This window comes from Pseudocalidococcus azoricus BACA0444, from assembly GCF_031729055.1.
GTDB classification, from domain to species: domain Bacteria; phylum Cyanobacteriota; class Cyanobacteriia; order Thermosynechococcales; family Thermosynechococcaceae; genus Pseudocalidococcus; species Pseudocalidococcus azoricus.
Genome location: NZ_JAVMIP010000001.1, coordinates 454,131 through 478,574, shown reverse-complemented (window position 1 = coordinate 478,574; position 24,444 = coordinate 454,131). Strand labels below are relative to the sequence as shown.

Genomic DNA, 24,444 nt, shown 5'->3' with positions numbered 1-24,444 from the left:
GCTACCACACAGGCCGGGCCGGCAAATTTAGGTTTACTGGTTATTTAAGGTGTGAGTTGCAATCCGGTTAGACGGCAATGATCAAAAAACAAATGCTCTGGAGTCTCAGTTTCTTCTTGGCGATGCTGGCGATTGTCGTCCTCCTCCAGGGGCAGCGAGATCTGGCAGAGAAAGTCCACGCTCAACACCAAGCCCAACTCCAGGCCGAGATCACAGCGGTGATGAATGAATATGTCCCGGCGGTGAATACGGGAGTGATTAAACCCGGCCTGGCCTGTCCCCCACTTCAGTCAAGTCCGATCCCCCGTCCCCAAGACCTGGCCCGCCAACTCCCCAAATATCACCCCAAGGAAATCTGGAAAAAAGCGGATGCCACTAATTACGGGCCAAGGCTCACCAAAGACATTCAAGGTCGGCCAGTCAATAATGCCCTCCTGATTGTCCTCCATGAAACGGTGGGAACCATTGACAGTGCCCTCAGTTTGTTTCAGGCCTATAATCCCCGCGATGCTGACCAAGTGAGCTACCACACAATGATTGGCTTAGATGGGACAGTGGTCTATGTCGTTCCACCGGAGGCGCGCGCCTATGGGGCAGGGAATTCTGAGTTCAATGGGGAATCGGTTTTAAGTAGTACCAAAGTCCCCTCCTCTGTGAATAATTTTGCCTACCACATTTCCCTAGAAACCCCGGCCGATGGCATGAATGAGAGGGATTATCACAGTGGCTATACGGATGCCCAATATCGCTCCTTGGCCTGGTTGGTGGCCCGGACAAGAGTTCAACCGGATCGGATTGTCAGTCACAAGGATGTGGATCGGGATGGGGCCCGCAGTGATCCCCGCAGCTTTGACCAGGCCAAGTTTTTTGATTTATTAGACAACTATGACGTTCTTTTGACCACCACCTGCACCTTAACCGCCTTGGCCAACTGAATCCCATCGGTGGCCAATGCCAGGATTGGGATCACAGCAAACTTGGGAATTTAAGGACGCTCAATTCCTTGGCTATACTCAGGCCTGGGGCAATTTGTTCTGGGGGACTTGTGCTACTCGATAATCCAGTTTTTATTTTTACAATTCTCATTGCTGTCAGTCTCTCGATTCCCCCGATTTTTGAGCGGATCAAGCTCCCAGGCCTGGTGGGGTTACTCTTAGCAGGTGTGATCCTTGGCCCCAGTGGTCTCCAGTTTCTTAATCACAAAACTGAAACAATGGTGCTGCTCTCAGGGGTGGGCAAAATCTATTTAATGTTTGTGGCGGGCCTGGAGATTGATCTGAGCCAATTTCGGAAAACCCGCAATCGCTCCATGGGCTTTGGCTTTTTGACCTTTATTGTCCCCTTAATAACTGGGATGCTGGTCGGACGCTGGTTTGGGTTTGGCTGGAATGGGGCGTTATTGATCGGCTCCTTGTTTGCCTCCCATACCCTGTTGGCCTATCCCATTGTCAGTCGATTGGGGGTTGTGCAAAACGAAGCCATTACCGTCACGATTGGGGCGACAATTTTTACGGATACAGCCGCTCTGTTAGTTTTAGCCATTTGCGTCGGGATTGCGGCCGGAAACTTTACGGCTTGGAGCTTAATGCTGCTACTGGTGGCCTTGGCAGTCTATTCGGTGGCAGTCCTTTGGGGCATTGATCGGGTCGGGAAAGAGTTTTTTAGACGCTCAGGAGACAATGAGGGGAACCAGTTTTTATTTGTTCTCTTAGCCTTGTTTGTGGCCTCCGTGGGTGCGCAGGTGATTGGCATTGAGCAAATTGTCGGGGCATTTTTGGCCGGCCTGGCCGTTAATGATGTGATTGGGGAAAGTCCGGTTAAGGAGAAGGTGGAGTTTGTTGGTGGGGTGCTGTTTATTCCCTTCTTTTTCATTGATATGGGCTTACTGATTGACCTCCCCGCTTTTCTAAAAACCCTCAGTTCTTGGGGCCTAACCCTGGCCATTGTGGGTGGTTTGATTGGCAGTAAATTCGTCGCGGCCTGGTTGGCAAGTGTGATTTATCGGTACAGCCGGGTAGAAATGCTCAGTATGTGGTCTTTGTCTTTGCCCCAAGTGGCGGCCACCTTAGCGGCTACCCTAGTCGGATATCAACAGGGAATTTTGACCCAGGATATTTTGAATAGTGTGATTGTTTTGATGGTCGTCACCTCCATTCTGGGGCCATTGATCACCTCACGGGTGGCCAGTCGGATTCCTGTGCCACAACCAGAAACTGATACGGTTGATGAACTGTGGCGGGATACAGCTGGTTTAGAGGGGGAGACAGATGACTCTGCCCCTTTCACTGTGATTGTCCCAGTCCAGAACCCCCAAACAGAACGCTCCTTAATTCAACTAGCGGCGTTGTTGGCCCGCCATGAACAGGGGCGAGTTGTCCCATTAGTGGTTACCCGGGCGGCTGTTCACATGGATGATCCAGGCCTGGAAACCAGCTTGCAACGGGGCCAAAAACTCTTACGGCGGGCCGTGGAAATTGGCCAAGCCTATGCCGTTCCCCTAGAGCCACAGCTACGGATTGATGATGATGTTCCCCTGGGGATTACCCGCCTGAGTCGGGAGGAAAATAGCAATTTAATTATTGTTGGTTGGTCGGAAAAAACGGGTTTGCGAGCACGGCTGTTTGGCACCGTCATTGATAGCATTCTTTGGTCAGCCCATTGTCCTGTGGCCATTACTCGTCTTTTGGATGAACCGGAGAATATTCAATCCATCCTTGTTCCAGTCCGAGACCTCACGGCCCCAACCCTGAGAATCGTTGGCTTTGCCCAGGCCTTAGCTGCCGCCAGTCAAGCCGATGTCACTCTCCTCCATGTTTGTTTACCCGGTATTCCCAGTGAACAGATGACCCAGTTTGAGGCAGAATTAGCCCGGATTTTGCCACCGGATAGCCGCCCTGTCTGTATTGATATTCAAACCGTGGCTGAATCCGATATTGCCAGTGCCATTCTTTGCCAGGCCGCCAGTCGGGATTTAGTCTTAATGCGCTCAATTCGGCGGCGAACAACCGGAGGGTTGGCTGTGAGTGACATTACCACCCAAGTCGTGAAAGAATTACCCTGCTCAGTCATCCTCTTTGGTGAACCCCACTCCTAAGCTGTCCACAACTTTCAACTCAGGTCGGCCAACTCACCATAGGGAGCCTGGCCCTGAATCCGTAAATCCTTGAGGGGCAAACCCTGGCAACAAAGATAGTGAACATAAAAAAGATCTGGAGACTGGACTCCCAAGCTCGCCAACGCCGGTTGAATCGGGAACGGCCAAAGTCGATCAAAACAAAGCTCCCCCTCAATCCAGCCCACCTGCACCAGACAACAGCCTCGGAACGGGACATTCAATTCCCTTAACAGGTATTGGGTCAGGTAATAAAGGGGTTGGCGAATTTTATCTGGGACATGAATGGGTTGGAAATAATGGCCATCTTGCCCCTGACCAATGAGTTCACCGTACAGCAAACCCTTTTCCGTTGAGGCAACAGGTAACCAATGATCCCCAGGCCCAGTTAAAAACCCCGCTTGCTTGAGAATCCCCTGTAACCCAGGCCAGTCCTGACAAAGTGCCAAAATTTGATCCAGATCAGCATCTTCAGTCTCTCCGGCCCAGGTCAAAGGCAGTCTAACTGAGGGGGGGAATTGTTCTAGGGCTGGCTCTCCCGACTCCCTAACTATCACATCCAGGCCTTGGGCGTGCAGGGCCGGTATCACCAGGGATGTTAGTTGGGCGCGAGTGATTTCCAAGGGTGCGTTATCAGTCCCAGCCGCTGGATTGACCACTAATTCAATTAATTCAATCTGAGGACACACCGTTCTTGTATTTGGCAAATTGACCATGACTAGCCCAAACTTGGCATCAGACGACCCGGTCTTAATACTGGAATTCCGGGTAAATCCAAATTTAGGCCATGACGTTGACCATTGGTATTTTGGCTTTGGAGTTGCCGCACCTGGGCCTGGAGGCGGTGATTTTCAGATTGCAAACTCTCCATTTTGGTCTTGACTTGCTCTAACCGTTGGGAGAACTTCTGACGATAAACTTCCGGCATTTCCTGGATCACTTTTTCCAGCATTTGATTGCGCTCGTGAAATTCGTGCAAAGAGCCTTGGAGTCGCTGAATTTCCTGATCACGCTGCTGAATTTCTTGATCGCGGTCTTCAATTTGGGATTGGTAAAAGGTAATTTGATCCCCTAGGGCCAGGGCTTGCTGTTGCAGTTCCCTCAGTTGTTGGAGGGTTTCCTCGGTCAGGAATTGGACTTGTTGAGCTTCATGGCGGGCCTGGTAGAATTGCAGAAATAGCTCTGGTTTGGCCACCATCAACCGATACATTTCCTCTGAAAGTTGTTTGACCAGTTGATCCCGGATTTCAATATCCTGTTGCCAGGCCTGGAGCAGGGTCGGATCAGCGGCAGTGGTGGGGGCTAAAGATAGGGGGGAAAGTTCACTCACGGTTTCTCACTCCAGCCAAATAGAAAAGAAAAATAATCCAGAATTTTCTCAGATTGAGCGATTGAGTTACCCCCTCAGGATTCGGGATACAGTACTAGCTCATAGCCTTAACTACGCCCAGGCCCCGCGCCCCATGCAAAAAATGTGATGACTGACCCACCGTCCACCTCTAACTTCGTCCATCAACCCGTTCTGGCCCAAGCCCTTTTAACTGCCTTGACTCCCAAACCCCAGTCCCACTACTTAGATGCCACAGTTGGCGGGGGCGGCCATAGCCTGTTACTCCTAGAGGCTTGTCCAGACATCAACATTACAGCCATTGACCAAGATCCCAAGGCCATCACAGCCGCCCAGGCCCGCTTGAGTTCCTATCCACAGCAAGTAAATTTTTGGCAGGGAAATTTCAGTGACTTCCGGCCTGGCGATCTGAAGTTTGCCGGGATTTTTGCGGATCTCGGGGTCAGTTCGCCCCAATTTGACCAGGCCGAACGCGGCTTTAGTTTTCGCTATGAAGCCCCCTTAGATATGCGCATGAACCCAGGCCAGGCCACCACCGCCGCCGATTTAATCAATACCCTCAGTGAAAAAGAGTTAGCCAATATTTTTTATGAACTGGGGGAAGAACGCTTTTCTTACCGAATTGCCCGCCGCATCGTTGCCCAACGCCCACTAAGAACCACAACTCAACTGGCAAATCTTGTCGCCCATGCCGTACCCAAGCGGGGTTCCCAAAAAATTCATCCTGCTACCCGTGTTTTCCAGGCCCTGCGGATTGCCGTGAATCGGGAATTGGATGTTCTTAAGGCCTTTCTTGATCTCGCCCCTGACTGGCTCGAACCCGGTGGCCGCATTGCGATCATTAGTTTTCACAGCTTGGAAGATCGGATTGTCAAGTATGCTTTTCGCGACTCGCTACTATTAAATGTCATAACGAAAAAGCCAATCATCGCCGGCCCAGAGGAACTATCCCTCAACCCCCGCGCCCGTTCAGCTAAATTACGCATTGCCCAAAGACTACAGGAATAACACCCCTGCTAGACAAAATATAGAATGTGTTTACTGTTGTACATTTGGCACACATGCAATGAAAACCAACATTGATCTTGACGAAGAACTGGTTGCAGAAGCCTTTCGCCTTACCCAAGTCCGCACCAAAAAAGAATTGGTCAATCTGGCCCTCAAGGAACTGATTCGCAGTCGGAAAAAATTAAATCTCTTGGACTTAAGCGGTCAGATTGAATTTGCGCCAGATTACGATTACAAATCGCTGCGTGCCGACCGTCATGTTTCTGATTGATACATCTGTTTTGGTTCCAGTTCTTCGGAATCGTCCAAGTTCTGCCAAGGCAACGTTCCAGGCTATGGTTCAAGAAAAGCCTTATTACCTTAGCCGCCTGATTCAGACTGAATTATTGGTGGGTTGTAAAGACAAGCGGGAGTGGCAATTATTAACAGCCTACCTGGATGGGCAAAATTATATTGAGATGAAGGACTCCTCTTGGGTTGGAGCAGCCCGAATTTACTACGATTTGCGGCGAGTTGGCTATACCGTGAGAAGCATTATCGATTGTTGTATTGCCCAGCTTGCCTTGGAGCATGATCTGATTTTGGTGCATTGTGACCGAGATTTTGAGTCAATTGCCCGAGTTAGAGGCTTGGAATGTCAGTACTTATCGGCTCTAGAGTGATATTTGTTCAAGTGTTTACATGGCCTGGGTGATTGTTTTAGCAGAATTGCCAGGAGGCAGAAAGTTAATTTTATACTCTGAAATCTAAACAGAAGATTATTTTCGGACAATCCTTATTCCTTGATCCTTAAATGTAGTCGGTTTGACTGACAGACTACGGGTAGGGATATGCCACAATGTTAGCGGTCGTGCTTACTTTAAACGACATTCCAAAGAATAATCAATAGGTTGCTGGCATGGAACCGCTTTACGAATACGCCTGGTTAATCCCTGTTTTGCCTCTGGTTGGGGCGATGCTGGTCGGTGTTGGGCTGATTTCCTTTAATCAAACCGTTAACAAACTTCGCCAAATCAATGCGGCAGTGATTATTGCGCTGCTGGGGGTAGCGATGACCTACTCGATTGCGATCTTTGTCAGCCAACTTCAGGGCCATGCCCCCTATGAACATTTAATTGACTGGGCGGCAGCGGGAACCTTCCACCTTTCTATGGGCTACACCATTGATCACTTAACGGCGTTGATGCTGGTGGTGGTGACGACCGTGGCTCTGCTGGTGATGATTTATACCGATGGCTACATGGCCCACGATCCGGGATATGTGCGGTTTTATGCCTACCTAAGCTTGTTCAGTTCCTCGATGCTGGGCCTGGTGATTAGCCCTAACCTGATCCAGATTTATATCTTTTGGGAATTGGTGGGGATGTGTTCCTATCTCCTAGTCGGTTTCTGGTATGACCGCAAAAGTGCCGCCGAAGCCGCCCAAAAAGCCTTTGTCACCAATCGGGTCGGGGATTTTGGTTTGCTGCTGGGGATTCTGGGCCTGTTCTGGGCCACGGGCAGTTTTGACTTTGGCGTGATTGGCGAGCGGCTACAGGAGTTAACCAGTTCCGGGGTCTTGAATCCGGCGGTGGCAGCATTATTAGCAGTTCTGGTGTTCTTAGGGCCGGTGGCCAAGTCTGCCCAATTTCCACTCCATGTCTGGCTCCCGGATGCCATGGAAGGGCCCACCCCAATTTCAGCTTTGATCCATGCGGCAACGATGGTGGCGGCGGGTGTCTTTCTCATTGCCCGGATGTTCCCGGTGTTTGAAGAAATTCCTTCCGTGATGACGCTGATTTCTTGGACTGGAGCCTTTACCGCCTTTCTGGGAGCCTCCATTGCCCTGACTCAGAACGATATTAAAAAGGGCCTGGCCTACTCCACCATTTCCCAACTCGGCTATATGGTCATGGGCATGGGTGTGGGGGCTTATACGGCGGGCCTGTTTCACCTGATGACCCACGCCTATTTCAAAGCGATGTTGTTCTTGGGATCGGGTTCGGTAATTCATGGCATGGAAGCCGCTGTCGGTCATGATCCGGCCTTGGCTCAGGATATGCGGGTGATGGGGGGCTTACGGAAATATATGCCCATCACTTCGGCCACGTTTTTGATCGGTTGTCTGGCAATTTCTGGGATTCCCCCCTTTGCTGGGTTTTGGTCTAAGGATGAAATTCTCGGAGCCGTGTTTGCTGCGAATCCGGCCATGTGGGTCTTGACTTGGTTAACGGCCGGCGTGACTGCTTTTTATATGTTTCGGATGTACTTCATGACCTTTGAAGGCGAGTTTCGCGGGATTGCCTTTGGGCCGGGAGCAATGAATCCCAAAGAATTGGATCATGAGGCGGCCCATGGTCACGGTGGCGGTAAACCCCATGAATCCCCTTGGACGATGACCTTACCTTTGGTGATGCTGGCGATTCCCTCGATTTTGGTTGGCCTGGTGGGTACGCCCTTTCATAACTACTTTGAAGGGTTTATCCATGCCCCTGGAGAAATCATTGAATCCCTCGTGGTTGAAGATTTGACCGAGTTTTATGTCTTGGGTGGGGCTTCTGTCGGGATTGCCCTAATTGGGATCACGGTGGCTGCGTTGATGTACCTGCAAGGGAAAATTAGCCCGGCGGCCATTGCCGAGAAAATTAAGCCCCTCTATGAGTTTTCCTTGCACAAGTGGTATTTTGATGAACTGTATGATGCCGTCTTTGTCCAGGGAGTACGGCGGATTGCCCGGCAAGTCTTGGAAGTGGATTACAACGTCGTGGATGGAGTTGTTAACCTAACCGGCTTTGTCACCATGATTACCGGCGAGGGCTTGAAATACTTTGAAAATGGGCGGGCCCAGTTCTATGCCCTGATTATTTTCCTGGCGGTGCTGGGCTTTGTCATTTTCTCCTTCCCATTTTGAGGAATTATTAAATTTTTCTGCAACCCCCTGCCTTTTTTGAAAATTACTTCTAATTTATTGATGCAGCATTACCTTTGAGCCGCGTCTAGAGTCGGATTGCCAAGGAGCTTTGGATTTTTGTTATGACTGACTTCCCCTGGTTGACTACCATCATCCTATTTCCGCTTCTGGCTTCAGCAGCGATTCCGTTTATTCCTGACCCCGATGGCAAAGGGCGACCGATTCGCTGGTATGCCCTGGTGATTGGCCTGATTGATTTTGTCTTGATCATCTATGCCTTTACAACCCAATACGATCTCAATGGTACGGGCCTCCAGATGGTCGAAGCCTACGACTGGATTCCAGAAATTGGCTTGCGCTGGTCTGTGGGAGTAGATGGAATTTCTATGCCCTTGGTGCTGTTGACTGGATTTGTCACCACGTTGGCAACTCTGGCAGCCTGGCCTGTAACCTTTAAGCCGCGGCTGTTTTATTTCATTATCCTGGCGATGTATGGCGGTCAAATTGCAGTTTTTGCTGTGCAGGATATGTTGGTCTTCTTCCTGGCCTGGGAATTAGAACTGATTCCGGTCTATTTGCTTTTGGCAATTTGGGGCGGTAAAAAACGGCAATACGCAGCAACCAAATTTATTCTTTATACAGCCCTCAGTTCTCTATTTATCCTGGTGGCCGCCTTTGCCATGGCTTTCTATGGGGATATAACCACCTTTGATATGCACACCTTGTCTCTGAAGGATTATGGCCTGGGCTTTCAATTGTTGGTCTATACCGGGTTCCTGGTTGCCTATGGGGTGAAATTACCAATTGTACCGCTCCATACTTGGTTGCCGGATGCCCACGGTGAAGCCACAGCCCCAGTCCATATGCTGTTAGCGGGGATTCTCCTCAAAATGGGGGGCTATGCTCTAATTCGGATGAACGTGGAAATGTTGCCAGGGGCCCATGCTAAATTTGCGCCAGTGTTGATTATCCTTGGAGTTGTCAATATTGTCTATGCGGCCTTGACTTCCTATGCCCAACGGAATCTCAAACGCAAGATTGCCTATTCTTCGATTTCCCACATGGGCTTTGTTCTGATTGGGATTGGCTCCTTTACAAGTTTGGGGATGAGTGGGGCAGTTTTACAAATGGTCTCCCATGGCTTGATTGGAGCGAGCTTGTTCTTCTTGGTGGGCGCAACCTATGACCGAACCCATACCCTAATCCTTGAAGAAATGGGGGGGGTTGGCCAAAAGATGTCTAAGATCTTTGCCATGTTTACGGCTTGTTCCCTAGCGTCTTTAGCGTTGCCGGGGATGAGTGGCTTTGTGGCAGAATTGATGGTCTTTGTCGGTTTTGCTACTAGCGATGCCTATAGTCTGACATTTCGGATTGTGGTGGTTCTCTTGGCGGCGGTGGGCGTGATTTTGACCCCGATTTACTTGCTCTCAATGCTCCGGGAGATTTTTTATGGCCCAGAAAACAAGGAACTGGTCAACCATGAAGAACTAGTGGACGCTGAACCGCGTGAGATCTTTATCATTGCCTGTTTGTTAGTGCCAATTATTGGCATTGGTCTCTATCCAAAAATTCTGACCCAGATTTATGATGCAACAACAGTACAGTTAGTGGCTCGGATTCGAGAGTCTGTCCCCACTCTGGCGCAACGGCAATCATCTGAGACGAGAACTCTAGGATTTTTTGTGGCTCCTACTTTAGAAAACCAGGCCCTAGAATAAACTCAGGATAATTTGTTTGGATTAGCCATGGATTCCTCCCCAGGCCTGGCCTGTAAAACCCTTTTATTAGTCGATGACGATCCCAACTTAGTTCTGTTAGTTCAAGATTATTTAGAACTGAAGGGCTATCGGGTACTGACGGCGGCTCAAGGGCGGGAAGCCTTACAGGTGTTAAAACATGAAACGCCGGACATGATTATCTGTGATGTGATGATGCCAGAAATGGATGGGTATCATTTTGTCCGTCACGTCCGGGAACAGGAAAACATTAAATGGCTACCGGTCTTGTTTTTGTCAGCAAAAGGGCAAACGGAAGATCGGGTCATGGGCTTAAATACCGGGGCTGATGTGTATATGGTTAAGCCCTTTGAGCCTGAGGAATTAGTAGCCCAAATTGAAGCCTCATTAAAACAATCGGAACGGGTTAAGCAACTCCAAGCCGCCAATCTGGAGGTTCCTGGCCCCTTGCCCTTACCAGAGGGGATTGAGCTGACACCTACAGAAACAAAGGTGCTGCGTTTAGTAGCCCAGGGATTAGCCAACAAGGATATTGCTAACCAACTGGTTGTGAGTCAACGCACGGTGGAAAGCCATGTCAGCAATATGTTGGGTAAAACAGGGCTAACAAATCGGACTGAACTCGCTCGCTGGGCCTTGGATTATCGCCTCAGTTAAAACCTGACCACCGATGATTTGGAACAAAATGTCCCCATTTTATGGTCACGATCCTAGTTATGCCCCAGGCCTGGAGGGTATGGCCGTCCTGATCTGGGCCTGGATAAGGTTCCCGTAGAGATATAGCCCCAATTTGCTGGGTTTTGCTCTCCTACGACTGGGAATAGTCTAGATAAACTGGTGTAGCCTATAGGTCTGGTATTGCTCAGGACGATCAGGGCTGTAACGATTGTTTGGAAGGAGATTGATTCAATGCCCATTAAAATTTCCCTGCTTGGTTTAATCGTACTGGTGGCCACTGCTGTCCCTCTGATCAGCCCGATCAGCGCGAATTCTCAGCCGTCTGGCATCGGACAATTTGGGGTAGATAATCCACTTTTGCAGCGGGCCATGAACCTCGCACGGCAGGCCGCAGAACGAGCCAATGGGGGCCTGAGTCAATACCGGGCTGAACCGGCAATGTCTGGGATCGCCACCCAATCTCCCTTTGTACTCAATGCTGATGGAAGCTTCACCTTTACCTTTTTAGGGGGCAAGCCCGATCAACCCTTCTCGTTAGAATCCATTGTGACGGTAAGTGGTGATGGGCGAGAAGTGAATCTTGACTATAACGGGCCGATCAAATCCCCCAGGCCCCAGACGACTAATCCCAATAGAACGAGCAATAGTATTGGTGAGGAAATTCGCAGCATCCAACGGGCGATGAATCTGGCCCGGCAAGCCGGCGTTAAAGCCAATGGTGGGCTATCGGTCTATCGGCCAGATATGTCCATGTTTAGCTTAGACCGGGCCAAATATGTGTTGAATGATAACGGAACCGTGACATTTAGCTTCTTAGGTGGGAGCCCCAATGCTCAACCGACCATTGAAAGTGTGATTACAGTGGCCTTAGATGGCTCCCAGATTACGATTGACTACAATGGCCCGATTCGTAATCCCTCCTGATCCCTGAGAGAGATTGAGCCGGTGATCCGGTGATCACCTCCAGCTTGCTATTCGGCATCGGCAAGGATTTTGGGAACCCGGAAAAATTCATCTTCAGCTTCTGGAGCAATTGCCAACAGGCCAGGCCGGTTCGGGAAAGGATTGAGTTGATCAACGCGGGTTACATTACTTACTTCAATGGCCCGGGTGGTGGGAGCGATATTGCTGACCTCTAGTTCATCCAGTTGTTGGACATAGTCAAGAATGGCACTGAGTTGAGTCGTCAGGGTGGCAATTTCGGAGTCGGACAAGTCCAAGCGAGCCAAGTGGGCGACTTTTTTCACATCTGCATCCGTTAGCATGACAATCCTTACTCAACCCTAGAAAAACACATCAGCAGTGGAGCGGCCCGTGGTTTTCAGCCAATTTTGGGCTTCGATATAGTTGTTGGGAGCCTGTTGAATGGCCCGTTTCCAATACTCAGCCGCTTTATCATAGTATTGCTCAGCGGTTTCTAAATCTTCAGCTTCTTCGGACTGGGTTCCTAAATAGTGGAGAATCACCGCCACATTGTTTAGGGCCTGGGGCATCCGGGGGTTTAAGTCCAAGGCCTGGTGATAATAGTCAAGGGCCTTATTGTGATCTCCATTACTGGCATGGATCAGCCCCACATTATAGAGAATAAAACTCCGGTCGTAGGGATCCTGCTCTAGCTTGAGGGCTTCTTCATAGTTTTCCAGGGCCTCAGCATATTCACCATCCCCTTGGGCGGACATTCCATCGCGGTAATAGGCAAAGGCAGCCTTCGATTGGCGGTTGGTCGGCAGAACCTTAAGAAGGATATCCGCCATGACCGTAAAGGTTTTGTCAATAAAATTATCGTTACGCTGAGAGCGAGGCATGGGGAATTGACCTGTTGAGTCAGAGTTTGCCGAACCGAATCCTTATAGGTAATCTACCGCGCCCAGGCCTGGGACAGCAACTCTTGGGATTGAGAATGCTTAAGCCAAATGGAATTTCAAGACTGCCGCTGAAGCCCGCCTAACCTTACAGCGAATCGTGAGTTGGCCCAGACGTTGGCAGGCCTCGTAGCGGTGGCAACCAGAGAAGCCATAATATTGCCCATCAACCTCAAGGACATCAATCGGCTCCTGTTGACCAATAGCTGCAATGGACTCCATTAAGGCCCTGACCTTCTCTGAATCATTGTCTCGGCGGAGGGGGCGGCGGATGGCAGCTAAGGGAATATCTAAAATTCGCATGATCGTAACTCCTGAACTGGCTAGGGGTGGCTTGGTGATCCTTGACTTAATCATAGTCATTATGAGTACGTTTTACAAGATCAGTATCCTTGGCCTGGTCGTCATTGGAGTAGATGGGGGCGGATATGTCTGGTGCTGAAAAATTCCCTTTAAGATAGTGGGTAGTGATGGCCAGGAGCAGTGTTACGCCAGATGTCTCTATCCGCTGAAATCAATTTGCGTCCCTTGGCCTATCGCGACCTTGATACTGTCCTGGAAATGTTCGCCCAGGCCCCGACAACACTCCCAGGCCTGAATCGTGATCGCCAGTTTTTACAGCATTGGTACGCCCCCCTCAAACTGATTAGTTTCATGCCCCATCACCTCCCCCAACCCTTGCGGGTTTATGTCGCAGAAAAAGGGGATCAGGTCTTGGGGGCGATTCAGGTATCCCCGTTCAATAGAAATCGGACAACCTGGCAGGTGGATCAGTTAGTGGCCCAGGCCGGTGGGACAGAATTCGGCAATCAAGAGATTGGGACACAGCTATTACGCCATTGCTTTACGAAGGTTTGGGAAGCTCGCACCTGGTTGTTGGAAGTGAGTGCTAGTGACAGTGATGGTCTGGGCCTGTATCGCCATAACGGTTTTCAACCTCTGGCCCAATTAACCTACTGGACCATCACCCCGGAACAGTTAGCTAGCCTCGCCGCCCATGAGCCAGACCTACCCAATCTTCTCCCTGCCACCAATGCCGATGCCGCCCTGCTTTGCCAACTGGATACTGCGGCCATGCCGGCCCTGGTTCGACAAGTGTTTGATCGGCATATTTGCGACTTCAAAGCGGGGGTAGGACAATTTTTGATCAGTAGTATACAAAACCTCTGGGGCGCGACCCAAACCCAGCAGGGCTATGTTTTTGAGCCGCAACGCAAAGCAGCCATTGGGTATTATTCTGTAGAATTAGCCCGCCACGGCAACCAAGCCCATCAGGCCCAACTCACCGTTCATCCGGCCTACACCTGGCTCTATCCAGAGTTGCTCTCTCAGATCTCCCGTCTGACCCAGGCCTGGCCCAGCAGTCCTCTCTACCTGACTTCTACGGATTACCAACCCGAGCGGGAAGCCTTTTTTGAACAGGTTGGGGCCAGTCAGACCGGGCATACCCTGATGATGTCGCGCTCCGTTTGGCATAAGGTGCGGGAAGTCCGGCCCCGTTTACCAGAAGGGTTAGCCTTAGGGGAAGTCATTCAGGGCCTACAGCAAAATCGTCAACCCTTGCCCGGCCGCATGGCCCACCCCGAGGTAATGCCCCTCTCCCCTCCCGGTAACTTTCCCCATCAGGATGAGTAACGGCTCATTAGCGATTACCCGCGCATTTAGACATCAGCTTGATCAATAGAGCCTTCCTGGCGGGGAAATGAGACCCTCATAATATCCTCATATATATTGAGTGGACTATCAAAGAAATTGTCATAGTCAAGCTTTTCAAGCTCAGGAGTGATCTTAATGAAATATAAAGTTGTCCTGTATGAATCAGAGGAGGGTTTTAGCGTCTGGGTGCTCGGTTTACCCGGCTGTTGCTCCCAAGGAGAAACAAAGGAAGAAGCCCTCGAAAATATCAAGGATGCGATCTGTGAATATCTGGAAGTTGTAACTGAACAGGCTAAGGATGCTGCGGTTTATGAGATTGAGGTTGCTGTCTAGTTATGCCGAAGTTACCAGCCATTAATCATCTCAAGGCAGTTCGCGCTCTAGAAAAAGCTGGTTTTTACATTGCTCGCCAGGGTAAGCATATTGTTATGACTGATGGAGTTCGTACCGTGACGATACCGCGACACAACCCTGTCAATGCATATACGATGGCTAAAATCGTGCGGGATGCAGGCCTTACAGATGAACAATTCTGTGGGCTACTGTAGCGATGTTTACCCAATAAAAACCCCTCTCCCCTCCCGGTAACTTTCCCCATCAGGATGAGTAAGCTAGGACGGGCTTTTCAAGTAATCCAGCCATAAGGTTAAATTTCGCTGCATTTTTCAGACTAGGCCTATCTCTGGAGTACATTGAGAGGCGAATGCCTATTGCTGCTGTGGCGATATCCCCCAATGGGAACCTGGTAACTTCAATTCAAGGAATGTTTATGACCGCCGCTCAACCCGTCCCCAACTACTTAGTACCTGCAATTTTATCCACTGTTTGCTGCTGTATTCCCTTTGGAATTGTGGCCATTGTCTATGCCTCTCAAGTCAACACCAAACTGGCGGCCGGGGATCGCACAGGCGCAATTGCAGCCTCCGAAAAAGCTAAACTCTGGAGTTGGATTGCCTTTGGCAGTGGTTTAGCCATCTCGGTAATTTACATTATCATCCAGGTTATTGCCTTCCAAGCCGTTAATCAATAAAGGCTCTAAAAAACCCGATGTTGGAGACAGGGCATTTGTTGGCGGACTTGTTCGAGGCGAAGAGGTTCAATCGCAGCCACCGCTAAACCCGGCCGATCTCCAGCATCCGCAAGGATAGTTCCCCAGGGATCCACAATCATCGCATGGCCATGGGTTTGGCGACGGGCATAATGTTGACCCGTTTGGGCCGGAGCCAGGACATAGGCCGTATTTTCAATGGCTCGGGCCTGGAGGAGGACTTGCCAATGATCCTTGCCGGTGAAGGCCGTAAAGGCAGCAGGGACAAAGAGAACATTTGCGCCAGCTTTGACTAAGGCTCGATAGAGTTCTGGAAACCGGACATCGTAACACACGGATAAGCCAATATTGCCCAAGGTGGGTGAAGCATAGACTGGGGGAAGGGTTGAGCCAGCTAAGACTGTGCCAGATTCGTGATAGATGTTGCCATCGGGTAAGTCCACATCAAACAAATGAACCTTTTGATAGCGGGCCAGTTCTTGACCATTGGGGCCAACTAATAAGGCCGTGTTATAAACTTTGCCCGTTGCGGTCGGGACTGGATAGCCACCCCCCAAGAGAGTAATTTGAAACCGTTGGGCCATCCGCCGCAAAAATTGTTCCGTTTGGCTGGCAATTTCTGTAGCCTGGGCGACTTTGACCGTATCATCTCCCAAAAAGGAAAAATTTTCTGGCAAGCCAATCAACTCAGCTCCCCGCCGCACGCCTAATTCAATCAGTTCTTCGGCCTGGGCTAAATTCTTAGTAAGATCCGGCAAACTGGTCATCTGGACAGCGGCAGCGAGATAGGACTTCATAGATTGTTTGAGGCTGGGTGTGAGGACTGGCCTTATTTATCCTAAGACAAGATGTCATCCCAAGATCCGTTCCCCTTGAAAAACCAGGGTTCCCTTCAATCCCCAAGGAGCAGGCTCGTGAAGTGGACGAAAATCTCCATCAGTCCTTGTCTAAATCTCTGGGGACTTGCTAGGATGTTTAAGCGCACAAGTTGGGGTGTCGCCAAGCGGTAAGGCAGCGGGTTTTGGTCCCGCCATTCGGGGGTTCGAATCCTCCCGCCCCAGTCCCTCGCTTTTGAGCAATGTCTAATCTTATAAATTGCCAGGCCAGAACCCTTGCCCTTGATTTTGACGGGGTGATCTGTGATGGGTTGCGGGAGTATTTCCAGGCCAGTTGGCTGGCATATCGGCAAATTTGGCCCACCTCCGTCAAGACTCCTCCCCCAGCATTAGAAGCCCAGTTCAAAACCTTACGCCCGATTGTCACCCACGGTTGGGAAATGCCGCTAGTCTTACGGGGCCTGATCAAGGGGTATCGCCTACGGGAAATTCAGTCAAACTGGAGCACGATCAAACAGCGGATCCTGACCGAGGAAGATTTAAATTGGCGGCATTTGGGCCAAACCCTAGATCGCATCCGGGATGAATGGATTAAGCGGGACTGGCAAGGTTGGTTGAGGCTGCATCAGTTTTATCCGGGGGTGGTGGCCAAACTCCAGGCCTGGGAAAAATTGGCTTTACCCCTAGCCATCATTACCACGAAAGAAACTCGCTTTGTGGACTATTTACTCACCCAGGCCGAGGTAAATTGCCCCTCCCTCGGAATTTATGGTAAGGACTGCCAGCAAACCAAAGTCGAAGTTCTGCTCAAATTGCAAGACAGGGTTTCCTTGCCCATCTGGTTTGTCGAAGATCGGCTCGAGGCCCTGCAATCAGTCGAAAGGGAGCCCCGATTAAATCAAGTCCAGCTATTTCTGGCGGCTTGGGGTTATACAACGGTGGCCACCTGTACCCAGGCCCAAGCGGATTCCAGAATTACCCTGCTGCAGTTGGATCAGTTTTGTCAGGACTTTTCCGTCTGGATGCCAAAGGAGATGCCCTAATGCCCAGCCATCATGAACTGCTTGAAGATGCCCAATTTCCCCAGGCCTTGAAGCAAATTCTCAACCAGAGTGAACAGGCCTTCAAAACCTGGGAGGTGGTGGTGACAGATTTTCTCGATCCCCTCCTGCGCCTAGAAGCCATCGCCGCCCTCAACCAGTTAACGGATCTCCACTACCAGGCCGGGGGGGGCTATCCCCAAGCAGAACGTCAACGCCTTGCCTTAGCCCGCACTGATATTCCCTTAGACCAGAGTAATATTGGCCTGGAGCTTTGGGCCATTGCCGGGAACTTTCTCTTTGACCCCCCCACCGACACCGACTTTCACCAGGCCCTCATGATGGCAGGCATCCCCACGGATCAGATTGGTGACATTATCCTCCTTGGAGATCGGGGCGCGCAGGTGATTCTCGTCCCCGGCCTGGAAACCGCCTTAAGCCAAGTCAAACAGGTTCGGACAGTGCCCGTTAATGCCCAACCCCAGGCCTGGCAGGAGCTTCGGGTCAGACCGCCCCAGATTAAAACCCTAACCACTGTGGAAGCTTCACTGCGCTTAGATGCCCTTGCCTCTGCCGGATTTGGAATGTCCCGAAGCAAAATGGTAGAGATGATCAATGGTGGGGCCGTGCGGGTCAACTGGCAGCCGATTAACCAACCGAGTCATCTGCTGAAAACGGGGGACTTAGTGACACTCAAACAACGGGGCCACCTGACCATCGGGTCGATTCAAGTCACAAAAAAGGAACGCTATCGTGTCGAACTAAGCCGGGCTAGTTAGGTTTATCGGGGGAGATCAAGCATCATGTCCGCATCATCCAACCGCAAGCTGAATCTGATTTTGGCCAAGCCCCTAATCCGGTTGCTTTTATCCCTGGGTCTGGCCATTGCCGCCTATGTTCTGATCGCTACCCCTTGGTGGGAAATTCGCATCCTGGCTGCCTTTAACTTAGGATTATTTCTTCACTTAGGAATTTTAGGCACCTTACTCTGGAATGCGACTCCGGCCCAAACTTATCGCCATGCCCAAGGGGGAGAACCGAGTAATGTCGCCTTACTGACGGTTGTTGTCCTGTTTTCCCTATCAGGGTTTGTCGGCGTGGCCGTGATGCTAGACAACTCGCAAAAGTATCCCCCCTTGATTACCAACCTGCACATGGGACTCTCCTTGCTGGCGATTTTTTCCTCTTGGCTATTGGTACATATCTATTTCGCGCTTCACTATGCCCATCTCTACTATGACGAGATTGAAGAGTCAGCCCCACTCAATGCCGCCGGGGTTCCCTACCGCAAGGGCCTAGACTTTCCCCATGAAGGCCTGGTCTCCTATCGCGACTTTCTCTACTATTCCTTCACAATTGCCATGTGCTACCAAACCTCCGATGTTTCAATTATTAGTTATGAAATGCGCTCGGTTAGCTTGGTGCAGTCGGTATTGTCATTTATTTTTGTGGCAGTGGTCTTTGGCTTAGTAGTGAATGTGATTTCCAATGTGGTTTAGAATCGCCTCAGAACCCTGCCATCAATGTATCAGGCGATTACCATAACAACCATCAAGATCAACTGCTGTAAACTTGCCCCCTGCCACTGTGCTAATTTCTGACCCCCAGGCCGCCCTCAGCCGACACACATTCATTGACCAGTTCTTTGCCCTCCGCCAAGCCACCCTGAGCTTATTCGACTCCATTCCCCCAGAAACGTTTTGTCACCAGGCCCATCCTGACTTTAGCCCTGTGGGTTGGCATTTAGGTCACATTGGCTGGACAGAAGGACTCTGGCTCTTACCCAAATTATTACGGGAACAACTCACCCCCCCAGACTACAACGCCCTATTTGCCGCCAGTGGTTTACCAAAAACAGCCCGTTCCCAACTGCCCCCCCTCCAAGAAATTTGCACCTATCTCGCCACCATCCGGGCGGCTGTATTAACGGAATGGGTGAAGCAGGATTTCCAAGCCCAGGAATGGCTGGCCTGGTGGTTATTGCAACACGAAGCCCAACACGGAGAAACGATTCAAATGATCCTTGCGCTCCAGGCTCCGAATCCTCTAAACACAACTATTATCCCTGTCAACAAGCAGATTACCGGAATGGTGACAATTCCTGCCGGTGTCCTCAAGCCCGCGGCTCCCTCATTACTGCTCTTGGACAACGAAAAACCAGGCCTGGCTGAGGAAATCCCCGCATTTCAGGTTGATCAACAGCCCGTCAGCCGTGGCCAATTTCAATATTTCATCGAATCCGGTGGCTATCAAACTGAACAATGGTGGACAGCAGAAGGCTGGGCCTGGCGACAAACTCATACTATTCAACAACCCCGCTATTGGCATTGGCCGGTGAATTCAGATCATCCAGTCTGTGGGGTGAGTTGGTATGAAGCCGCCGCCTATGCCGCCTTTATGGGCAAACAACTCCCAACAGAAAGCCAATGGGAACGGGCCCAGCAAGTCCTCCAGGCCCCACCCCTATCTGAAATTCCCCTCGCCACACCTAGAAACCATTACACAAGTTCCCTCTCAACATCCCCCTATGGCTTTGGGCAAGTTTGGGAATGGACTGACACCTGGTTTCATCCCTATCCGGGGTTTTGTAGCTCGCCCTATCCAGGCTATTCCGCTGCCTATTTTGACCAGGCCCATCGGGTTCTCAAAGGGGGAAGTTTTGCCAGCCAGGCCCTGATTCAACGCCCCTCATTCCGCAACTGGTATCAGCCCCAGACCCAAGAAATTTTTGCCGGCATCCGTTGTGTAAATACCTGAGTCTCCACCCGGCCATGACTTGTACTAAGCTGAGTTAAAACCAAACATAGGATCAGGGCATGAGTCGGATTAAGGTGGGATTAGTCTTTGGGGGTCGCTCTGGAGAACATGAGGTTTCGATTATCTCTGCCCAGGCCATTGCCAAAGGACTCACCACCCCAGCCAATCCCGACAGGTATGAGTTAATTCCCTTCTACATTGACAAAAACGGGGCCTGGTTGGGCGCGGAGATTGCGGCTTCAATTCTCAAAACAGGTCAACCCCACCCTCCCAGCGAAACCCCTCCTCCCAATTTTTGGAATTTCCCCCCCCAGGCCAGCGAGGTAGATGTTTGGTTTCCGATCCTCCACGGCCCCAATGGGGAAGACGGCACGGTGCAAGGCCTGTTCAAACTGGTGCAAAAGCCTTGGGTTGGTTCTGGGGTGGCCGCCTCTGCGGTGGGGATGGATAAAATTTTGATGAAAGCCGTCTTTGCCGCCGCTGGCCTGGAACAAGTCGCCTATCTGCCAGTCAATCGGAGTCAAATCTGGTCAGACCCCTGTGTCTATAGCCATCTTTGCGATCACATTGAGTCAACTCTTGGTTATCCCTGCTTTGTCAAACCAGCTAATCTTGGCTCCTCTGTGGGGATTGCTAAAGTTAAAACTCGCGACCAACTCACCACCGCCCTCGACAACGCTGCCAGTTACGACACCCGGATTATTGTTGAGGCTGGAGTGGTTGCCCGGGAAGTTGAATGTGCGGTTCTAGGGAATGATCGCCCCCAGGCCTCGGTGATTGGCGAAATTACCTACACCAGCGAATTTTACGATTACGAAACCAAATATACCGATGGGCGCGCCAATTTAATCATTCCCGCTGATTTACCCACCGAGGTTATCGAAAAAATTCAAGCCATGTCCATCACAGCCTTTAATGCCATTGGGGCCGCTGGACTCGCCCGCTTGGACTTTTTTTATGTGGAAAAAACAGGGGAAATTTTGATCAATGAAGTGAATACCCTACCTGGTTTTACCGCCTTAAGTATGTATCCGCAACTTTGGGAGAAGACTGGCCTGGCATTTCCCGATCTTGTCCATCAGCTTGTCCAACTGGCCTTAGAACGGGGCGCAGTCTAAAGGCAGGTCTTTCTTCCTAGCGATCAAAGTTGCCGGAGTTGTCTAAATCCCCAGAATCGGCGGAGTAACTGGGCCGATCCAAGGGCTGGTAGTCCGTGTCAATGGGTTGATCATCGTTTAATTCAGGACGAGGACGGGGGCGGCGGCGGGGGCCAACTTTGCGACTGCGGGGTTCTGAGGTTTCCGGAGCAGAACTGGGGCGACTGGCAGCCGGGCGGGGACGGGCAGGGGGCGTATCCTCATAGCGAGAGGGGGCTGGGGGTTCCCGATAAGCATCAGATGGAGCATCATCCTCAACCGCGGGGCGACTGGGGCGGCGATTGGCGGGCCGGGTAGGGCGAGTTGGCGGACGCTCTGGCCGAATCGGTCGTTCTGGAGGTTCAGGAGAGTTGCCACGCCGAGAGGGTAAACGGCCTGCTGGGGTTACATCATCCTCCCAAGCATCTTCATAACGCTCCCGACTCACATCCCGACTGCCTCGAATCCGCCGGACTGGGGGCAAATCTTCCTCATAGGGTTCTAATTCTTCTAGCTCGGCCCGATAGGTATAGGTGCGACTGACGGGACGATCTTCATCCACAACGGGAGTATTCCGGCGGGCCTGTTCCGTAGCAATCCGGCGGAGGCGAATACTCTCAATGGCAAAGAAAACAGCAGACCCCGTCAAGAGTACCTGGCCAAAAAAGAGAATTGGATCCAGTCGCCAGCCTTGGAAAAAGAGGATACCACCACAGAGTAAACAGACCGCCGCAAAGAAAATGTCATGGTCACGGGCTAACTCCGGGCGGACAGAGCGCAAGAAATATAAAACGGCTCCCCCCACGGCCAGGCCAATGCCCAAAATCCCGGCTGGCCCCAGGCCCACATTTACAATTTGGCCGATAACTGGGTAAAACATTGGAACTGGGATCCCCACGCGCTTTTCCTCAAATCACTCGCATTGGCCGGAACCATTTCCATGTTAGCGATTCAGGCCCCGTTTCTCGCTCTTTCGCCAAAAAAATCCTGACAAGATGGGTGACAACCTGTCAGGGGTAACTCAGCCGGACAAACAGGTTGGCATGAAATAAATAATCTCTGATGTCCCTCACCAGTGATGATTTCGGTTCAGAGTTTGATGATAGGGGAGGGGCCGGAGAACTTGAGCTAACTAACTGACCGGTTGGGGGGCTGGCGCACCAGTTGCCGGAGTTGCTGTTTGGGAGTTGGGGGTTTGAATGGCAATCACATTGGGGGTAAATAGAAACACCGCTTCGCCGAGGCGGGTTTGATGGCCGTTAATGGCATAGGTACTCCCGGCGGCAAAATCAGAAATCCGTTGGGCTTCACTAATTTCTAAATCTTCTAAGTTAAGGATTACCGCTTTATCCGCACGCAAGGCCTGGACAATTAGGGTTGTGTCGCTCAAGGCCCGCGGTTTGACAATCACAACTTCATAGCCACTATTCAAACCACTCAAACCACGAGATAAAGAGAGAACATCATTCATGGAGTCAAGCCCCCTCAGGCGTTGCAAACATAGTTATCATCCTTACATTTGGCGAATCTCACCGCAAAATTCATAAATTAAAGTTCACAAATGTAGTTAATGTCCTAGTCTAAAGCATCTGTCTTAATTTCAGCCATGTTTGCGATGATCAACGGAAACTTACGTTACCAAAACTGCAACTCAGCAGCACCTTTCTTGATCCTCCCCTAATCTAAGATTCAGAACTCCATTAAACCCTAATCCCAAGAACAAGGGCAGGCTTACCAACTGTCTATCGGGCTATTCAATCACCCTAGGAGGCATCCCAATGACCCGTTTACTTTTGCCCGCTAGTTTGGTGGGTCTCTGGACACTTTCCCTCATTGCCCTCAAAGTTTCTGACCAATGGGCGGCGAATAGCCCTAATGCTTCTGTCCTCAGTCCAGCCATTGCCGCCGAACCTTGGGGCCTGGTTAATCCCACGGGCAACAGTCCCACGGAACCCAAATCAGAAACAGAGCCTTCAACGATGGCCATAACTCTGGATCAGTATCAGCAATACCGCACCACTATTGAACGCACCCAGGCCATGCTGAACAATGCCGAAGCGATTCGTTTGTCCCAACAGTATGGTCTGAATATTCTCAACATCACCTGGGAAGATACGGGCCGCTATCAAAACTCAGCCGTTGGCCCCAACATCAGCGACATGACGATTCAAATGCAGCAGTTCAATCCCCAAACCAAAGCCTATGAACTGAGCCTCATGCCCGTGATTCGCTATCCCAACTTTACTGACAAAACCGGGGATGTGCCCCTGGAGCGATTTTATATCCGGGTCGGCAATGAAAAAGGTCACCCCCTCAAACGCGTCACCCTGAAAGAATTTCTGGGCAATTTCCGCAACTATCTCCACACCTCTAACTCTTGGAAAGGCCGCACCAAATCCCTCCTTGCCCCCAGAGATACCCATGTACTTGTCAGTGCCCAGGCCTGTTTTCTGCCCATTCCCGCTGGTGGTAAAGCCGAATTTAACCCCGTGCTATTTAACTATCAATCCTATGAAAAAAATCCGGCTGTTTTAGCCATCCTTGTGACTCGAGAAGGAACCAGTGCCACAATTATTGACAACAAACGGGATGGTTTTGCGGCCGGGCGCACCTGGGGACAACGGCTGTTCTTTAACAAAAATGGCTCCCGGGCCAGCCTAACCGGACAACGGGCCAGTGATTTTGGCTCTAACCCGGACGCTCCCACCAGTTCAATTCCCCTCACTTCCGAGCAGGCCGAGAGCAGTGGACTCAATATGGTGATGTTGATCCAAGTCCCCCTTAAACAAAAGCCCCAGCCTCGGCGCGACTTCAGCCTGAACCAAGCCCTTCCCAGTGCTGCTCCGATGATGGAATCGGCAAGTCGAGGTGGTTCTAATGTGGAAGCGGCGGTGATTGGCCATGGGCGGGTGGAAGGGCCTTATACAGAAATTGATAACCTCCCGATTGAGCGCGACCCCCGTTTCCCGATCCGCGTCACGGTGCAGTTTTATAAAGCCACTAGTAATGGCATGGTCTCACCAGAGGATATGCGCCAAATCAATGCCCAAATCAGCCGAGTTTATCAGGATGCGGATTTTGTCGGCAGTTTAGTGGTGGATGGGAGCACCGGCCGGCCAACGGAATATCAAGGCCCCAAACAAGAACCACCGGGTTGGTGGGAAGATTTTTGGCAACGATATGAGGCAAATTCCGGGCAATCGCGCCAAGAGGCCATGGAAATGTTACGCAAATTACGGGGACTGGCCTGGATGCCGAAAACCCAAGCGGAACTTCAAAAAGCCCTGACGGATTCCAATCGCCAACCCCAGCCTTAAAAAAACGACAAAAAAAAGAG

The 24,444-nt window shown here is 50.9% G+C and carries 27 protein-coding genes and 1 tRNA gene; 20 read left to right on the top strand and 8 right to left on the bottom strand.

The window, feature by feature from the left end:
* Positions 1 to 77 precede the first annotated feature (77 nt).
* Both RIF25_RS02345 and RIF25_RS02340 read left to right on the top strand, forming a co-directional pair.
* Entirely contained in the window at positions 78 to 935 is an 858-nt protein-coding gene (locus tag RIF25_RS02345) for an N-acetylmuramoyl-L-alanine amidase (RefSeq protein WP_322876942.1), read from the top strand.
* Between the two features lie 110 nt (positions 936 to 1,045).
* Positions 1,046 to 3,094: a cation:proton antiporter domain-containing protein gene (locus tag RIF25_RS02340; RefSeq protein ID WP_407682302.1), complete on the top strand. Its 2,049-nt coding sequence runs from the start codon at positions 1,046 to 1,048 to the stop codon at positions 3,092 to 3,094.
* A 14-nt stretch (positions 3,095 to 3,108) separates the two neighbouring features.
* Here the strand turns inward: RIF25_RS02340 and RIF25_RS02335 are convergent, their stop codons facing one another.
* Together RIF25_RS02335 and RIF25_RS02330 are read right to left on the bottom strand one after the other, a co-directional pair.
* Positions 3,109 to 3,828: a hypothetical protein gene (locus tag RIF25_RS02335; protein WP_322876940.1), complete on the bottom strand. Its 720-nt coding sequence runs from the start codon at positions 3,826 to 3,828 to the stop codon at positions 3,109 to 3,111.
* A 2-nt stretch (positions 3,829 to 3,830) separates the two neighbouring features.
* Positions 3,831 to 4,442 (bottom strand): mitotic spindle assembly checkpoint protein MAD1, encoded by a 612-nt coding sequence (locus RIF25_RS02330; RefSeq protein ID WP_322876939.1) that lies wholly within the window; start codon positions 4,440 to 4,442, stop codon positions 3,831 to 3,833.
* Between the two features lie 147 nt (positions 4,443 to 4,589).
* Here RIF25_RS02330 and rsmH point away from each other — a divergent pair, with 147 nt between their 5' ends.
* From rsmH to RIF25_RS02295, 7 genes are all read left to right on the top strand, one after another.
* Positions 4,590 to 5,468 (top strand): 16S rRNA (cytosine(1402)-N(4))-methyltransferase RsmH, encoded by an 879-nt coding sequence (gene rsmH / locus RIF25_RS02325; RefSeq protein ID WP_322876938.1) that lies wholly within the window; start codon positions 4,590 to 4,592, stop codon positions 5,466 to 5,468.
* Positions 5,469 to 5,526: 58 nt separating this feature from the next.
* Positions 5,527 to 5,739 carry a type II toxin-antitoxin system VapB family antitoxin gene (locus RIF25_RS02320; protein ID WP_322876937.1) on the top strand — a complete coding sequence of 71 codons (213 nt, stop codon included), beginning with the start codon at positions 5,527 to 5,529 and terminating at the stop codon, positions 5,737 to 5,739.
* Entirely contained in the window at positions 5,726 to 6,130 is a 405-nt protein-coding gene (vapC, locus tag RIF25_RS02315) for a type II toxin-antitoxin system VapC family toxin (protein ID WP_407682301.1), read from the top strand. The genes RIF25_RS02320 and vapC overlap by 14 nt, the downstream gene beginning before the upstream one ends.
* 236 nt (positions 6,131 to 6,366) lie before the next feature.
* Complete coding sequence (locus RIF25_RS02310; RefSeq protein ID WP_322876935.1) at positions 6,367 to 8,358, top strand: NAD(P)H-quinone oxidoreductase subunit 5; 1,992 nt, start codon at positions 6,367 to 6,369, stop codon at positions 8,356 to 8,358.
* Between the two features lie 122 nt (positions 8,359 to 8,480).
* Complete coding sequence (ndhD1, locus tag RIF25_RS02305; protein WP_322876934.1) at positions 8,481 to 10,076, top strand: photosynthetic/respiratory NAD(P)H-quinone oxidoreductase subunit D1; 1,596 nt, start codon at positions 8,481 to 8,483, stop codon at positions 10,074 to 10,076.
* A gap of 27 nt (positions 10,077 to 10,103) precedes the next feature.
* Positions 10,104 to 10,751, top strand: coding sequence for a response regulator transcription factor (locus RIF25_RS02300; RefSeq protein ID WP_322876933.1), 648 nt, complete (start codon positions 10,104 to 10,106; stop codon positions 10,749 to 10,751).
* Positions 10,752 to 11,003: 252 nt separating this feature from the next.
* A complete protein-coding gene (locus tag RIF25_RS02295; protein WP_322876932.1) occupies positions 11,004 to 11,696 on the top strand; it encodes a hypothetical protein in 693 nt (230 codons plus the stop codon).
* Positions 11,697 to 11,743: 47 nt separating this feature from the next.
* Here RIF25_RS02295 and gatC read toward each other — a convergent pair whose 3' ends face one another.
* The 3 genes from gatC to RIF25_RS02280 all read right to left on the bottom strand — a co-directional run bounded on the left by gatC (position 11,744) and on the right by RIF25_RS02280 (position 12,937).
* Positions 11,744 to 12,037 (bottom strand): Asp-tRNA(Asn)/Glu-tRNA(Gln) amidotransferase subunit GatC, encoded by a 294-nt coding sequence (gatC, locus tag RIF25_RS02290; protein WP_322876931.1) that lies wholly within the window; start codon positions 12,035 to 12,037, stop codon positions 11,744 to 11,746.
* Positions 12,038 to 12,055: 18 nt separating this feature from the next.
* On the bottom strand, positions 12,056 to 12,577 hold the full coding sequence (locus tag RIF25_RS02285) for a photosystem I assembly protein Ycf3 (protein ID WP_015122846.1): 522 nt from the start codon (positions 12,575 to 12,577) through the stop codon (positions 12,056 to 12,058).
* Between the two features lie 99 nt (positions 12,578 to 12,676).
* Entirely contained in the window at positions 12,677 to 12,937 is a 261-nt protein-coding gene (locus RIF25_RS02280; protein WP_322876930.1) for a sulfiredoxin, read from the bottom strand.
* A gap of 192 nt (positions 12,938 to 13,129) precedes the next feature.
* Here RIF25_RS02280 and RIF25_RS02275 point away from each other — a divergent pair, with 192 nt between their 5' ends.
* The 4 genes from RIF25_RS02275 (at position 13,130) to RIF25_RS02260 (ending at position 15,320) form a co-directional block, all read left to right on the top strand.
* Entirely contained in the window at positions 13,130 to 14,269 is a 1,140-nt protein-coding gene (locus tag RIF25_RS02275; protein ID WP_322876929.1) for a GNAT family N-acetyltransferase, read from the top strand.
* A 156-nt stretch (positions 14,270 to 14,425) separates the two neighbouring features.
* A complete protein-coding gene (locus tag RIF25_RS02270) occupies positions 14,426 to 14,623 on the top strand; it encodes a type II toxin-antitoxin system HicB family antitoxin (protein ID WP_322876928.1) in 198 nt (65 codons plus the stop codon).
* A 2-nt stretch (positions 14,624 to 14,625) separates the two neighbouring features.
* Complete coding sequence (locus tag RIF25_RS02265) at positions 14,626 to 14,838, top strand: type II toxin-antitoxin system HicA family toxin (protein WP_322876927.1); 213 nt, start codon at positions 14,626 to 14,628, stop codon at positions 14,836 to 14,838.
* A 155-nt stretch (positions 14,839 to 14,993) separates the two neighbouring features.
* The gene (locus RIF25_RS02260; protein WP_322876926.1) at positions 14,994 to 15,320 is read left to right on the top strand and encodes a CD225/dispanin family protein; all 327 of its coding nucleotides are present in this window, start codon (positions 14,994 to 14,996) and stop codon (positions 15,318 to 15,320) included.
* A 5-nt stretch (positions 15,321 to 15,325) separates the two neighbouring features.
* Here RIF25_RS02260 and RIF25_RS02255 read toward each other — a convergent pair whose 3' ends face one another.
* The gene (locus RIF25_RS02255) at positions 15,326 to 16,135 is read right to left on the bottom strand and encodes a carbon-nitrogen hydrolase family protein (RefSeq protein ID WP_322876925.1); all 810 of its coding nucleotides are present in this window, start codon (positions 16,133 to 16,135) and stop codon (positions 15,326 to 15,328) included.
* 192 nt (positions 16,136 to 16,327) lie between these two features.
* Here RIF25_RS02255 and RIF25_RS02250 point away from each other — a divergent pair.
* From RIF25_RS02250 to RIF25_RS02225, 6 genes are all read left to right on the top strand, one after another.
* Positions 16,328 to 16,399, top strand: a tRNA-Gln gene (locus tag RIF25_RS02250).
* A gap of 17 nt (positions 16,400 to 16,416) precedes the next feature.
* On the top strand, positions 16,417 to 17,217 hold the full coding sequence (locus tag RIF25_RS02245; RefSeq protein WP_322876924.1) for an HAD family hydrolase: 801 nt from the start codon (positions 16,417 to 16,419) through the stop codon (positions 17,215 to 17,217).
* Positions 17,217 to 17,993 carry a photosystem II S4 domain protein gene (locus tag RIF25_RS02240; protein ID WP_322876923.1) on the top strand — a complete coding sequence of 259 codons (777 nt, stop codon included), beginning with the start codon at positions 17,217 to 17,219 and terminating at the stop codon, positions 17,991 to 17,993. Before RIF25_RS02245 ends, RIF25_RS02240 begins: the two co-directional genes overlap by 1 nt.
* Positions 17,994 to 18,017: 24 nt before the next feature.
* The gene (locus RIF25_RS02235; RefSeq protein ID WP_322876922.1) at positions 18,018 to 18,713 is read left to right on the top strand and encodes a DUF1345 domain-containing protein; all 696 of its coding nucleotides are present in this window, start codon (positions 18,018 to 18,020) and stop codon (positions 18,711 to 18,713) included.
* Between the two features lie 88 nt (positions 18,714 to 18,801).
* Positions 18,802 to 19,971, top strand: a complete 1,170-nt coding sequence (locus RIF25_RS02230; RefSeq protein WP_322876921.1) for an SUMF1/EgtB/PvdO family nonheme iron enzyme — start codon at positions 18,802 to 18,804, stop codon at positions 19,969 to 19,971.
* 59 nt (positions 19,972 to 20,030) lie between these two features.
* A complete protein-coding gene (locus RIF25_RS02225; protein ID WP_322876920.1) occupies positions 20,031 to 21,089 on the top strand; it encodes a D-alanine--D-alanine ligase family protein in 1,059 nt (352 codons plus the stop codon).
* A 16-nt stretch (positions 21,090 to 21,105) separates the two neighbouring features.
* Here RIF25_RS02225 and RIF25_RS02220 read toward each other — a convergent pair whose 3' ends face one another.
* Positions 21,106 to 21,987: a Ycf66 family protein gene (locus RIF25_RS02220; protein WP_322876919.1), complete on the bottom strand. Its 882-nt coding sequence runs from the start codon at positions 21,985 to 21,987 to the stop codon at positions 21,106 to 21,108.
* Positions 21,988 to 22,239: 252 nt separating this feature from the next.
* The gene (locus RIF25_RS02215) at positions 22,240 to 22,578 is read right to left on the bottom strand and encodes a cell division protein SepF (RefSeq protein WP_322876918.1); all 339 of its coding nucleotides are present in this window, start codon (positions 22,576 to 22,578) and stop codon (positions 22,240 to 22,242) included.
* A gap of 307 nt (positions 22,579 to 22,885) precedes the next feature.
* Here RIF25_RS02215 and RIF25_RS02210 point away from each other — a divergent pair, with 307 nt between their 5' ends.
* A complete protein-coding gene (locus tag RIF25_RS02210; RefSeq protein ID WP_322876917.1) occupies positions 22,886 to 24,424 on the top strand; it encodes a hypothetical protein in 1,539 nt (512 codons plus the stop codon).
* Positions 24,425 to 24,444: the final 20 nt, after the last annotated feature.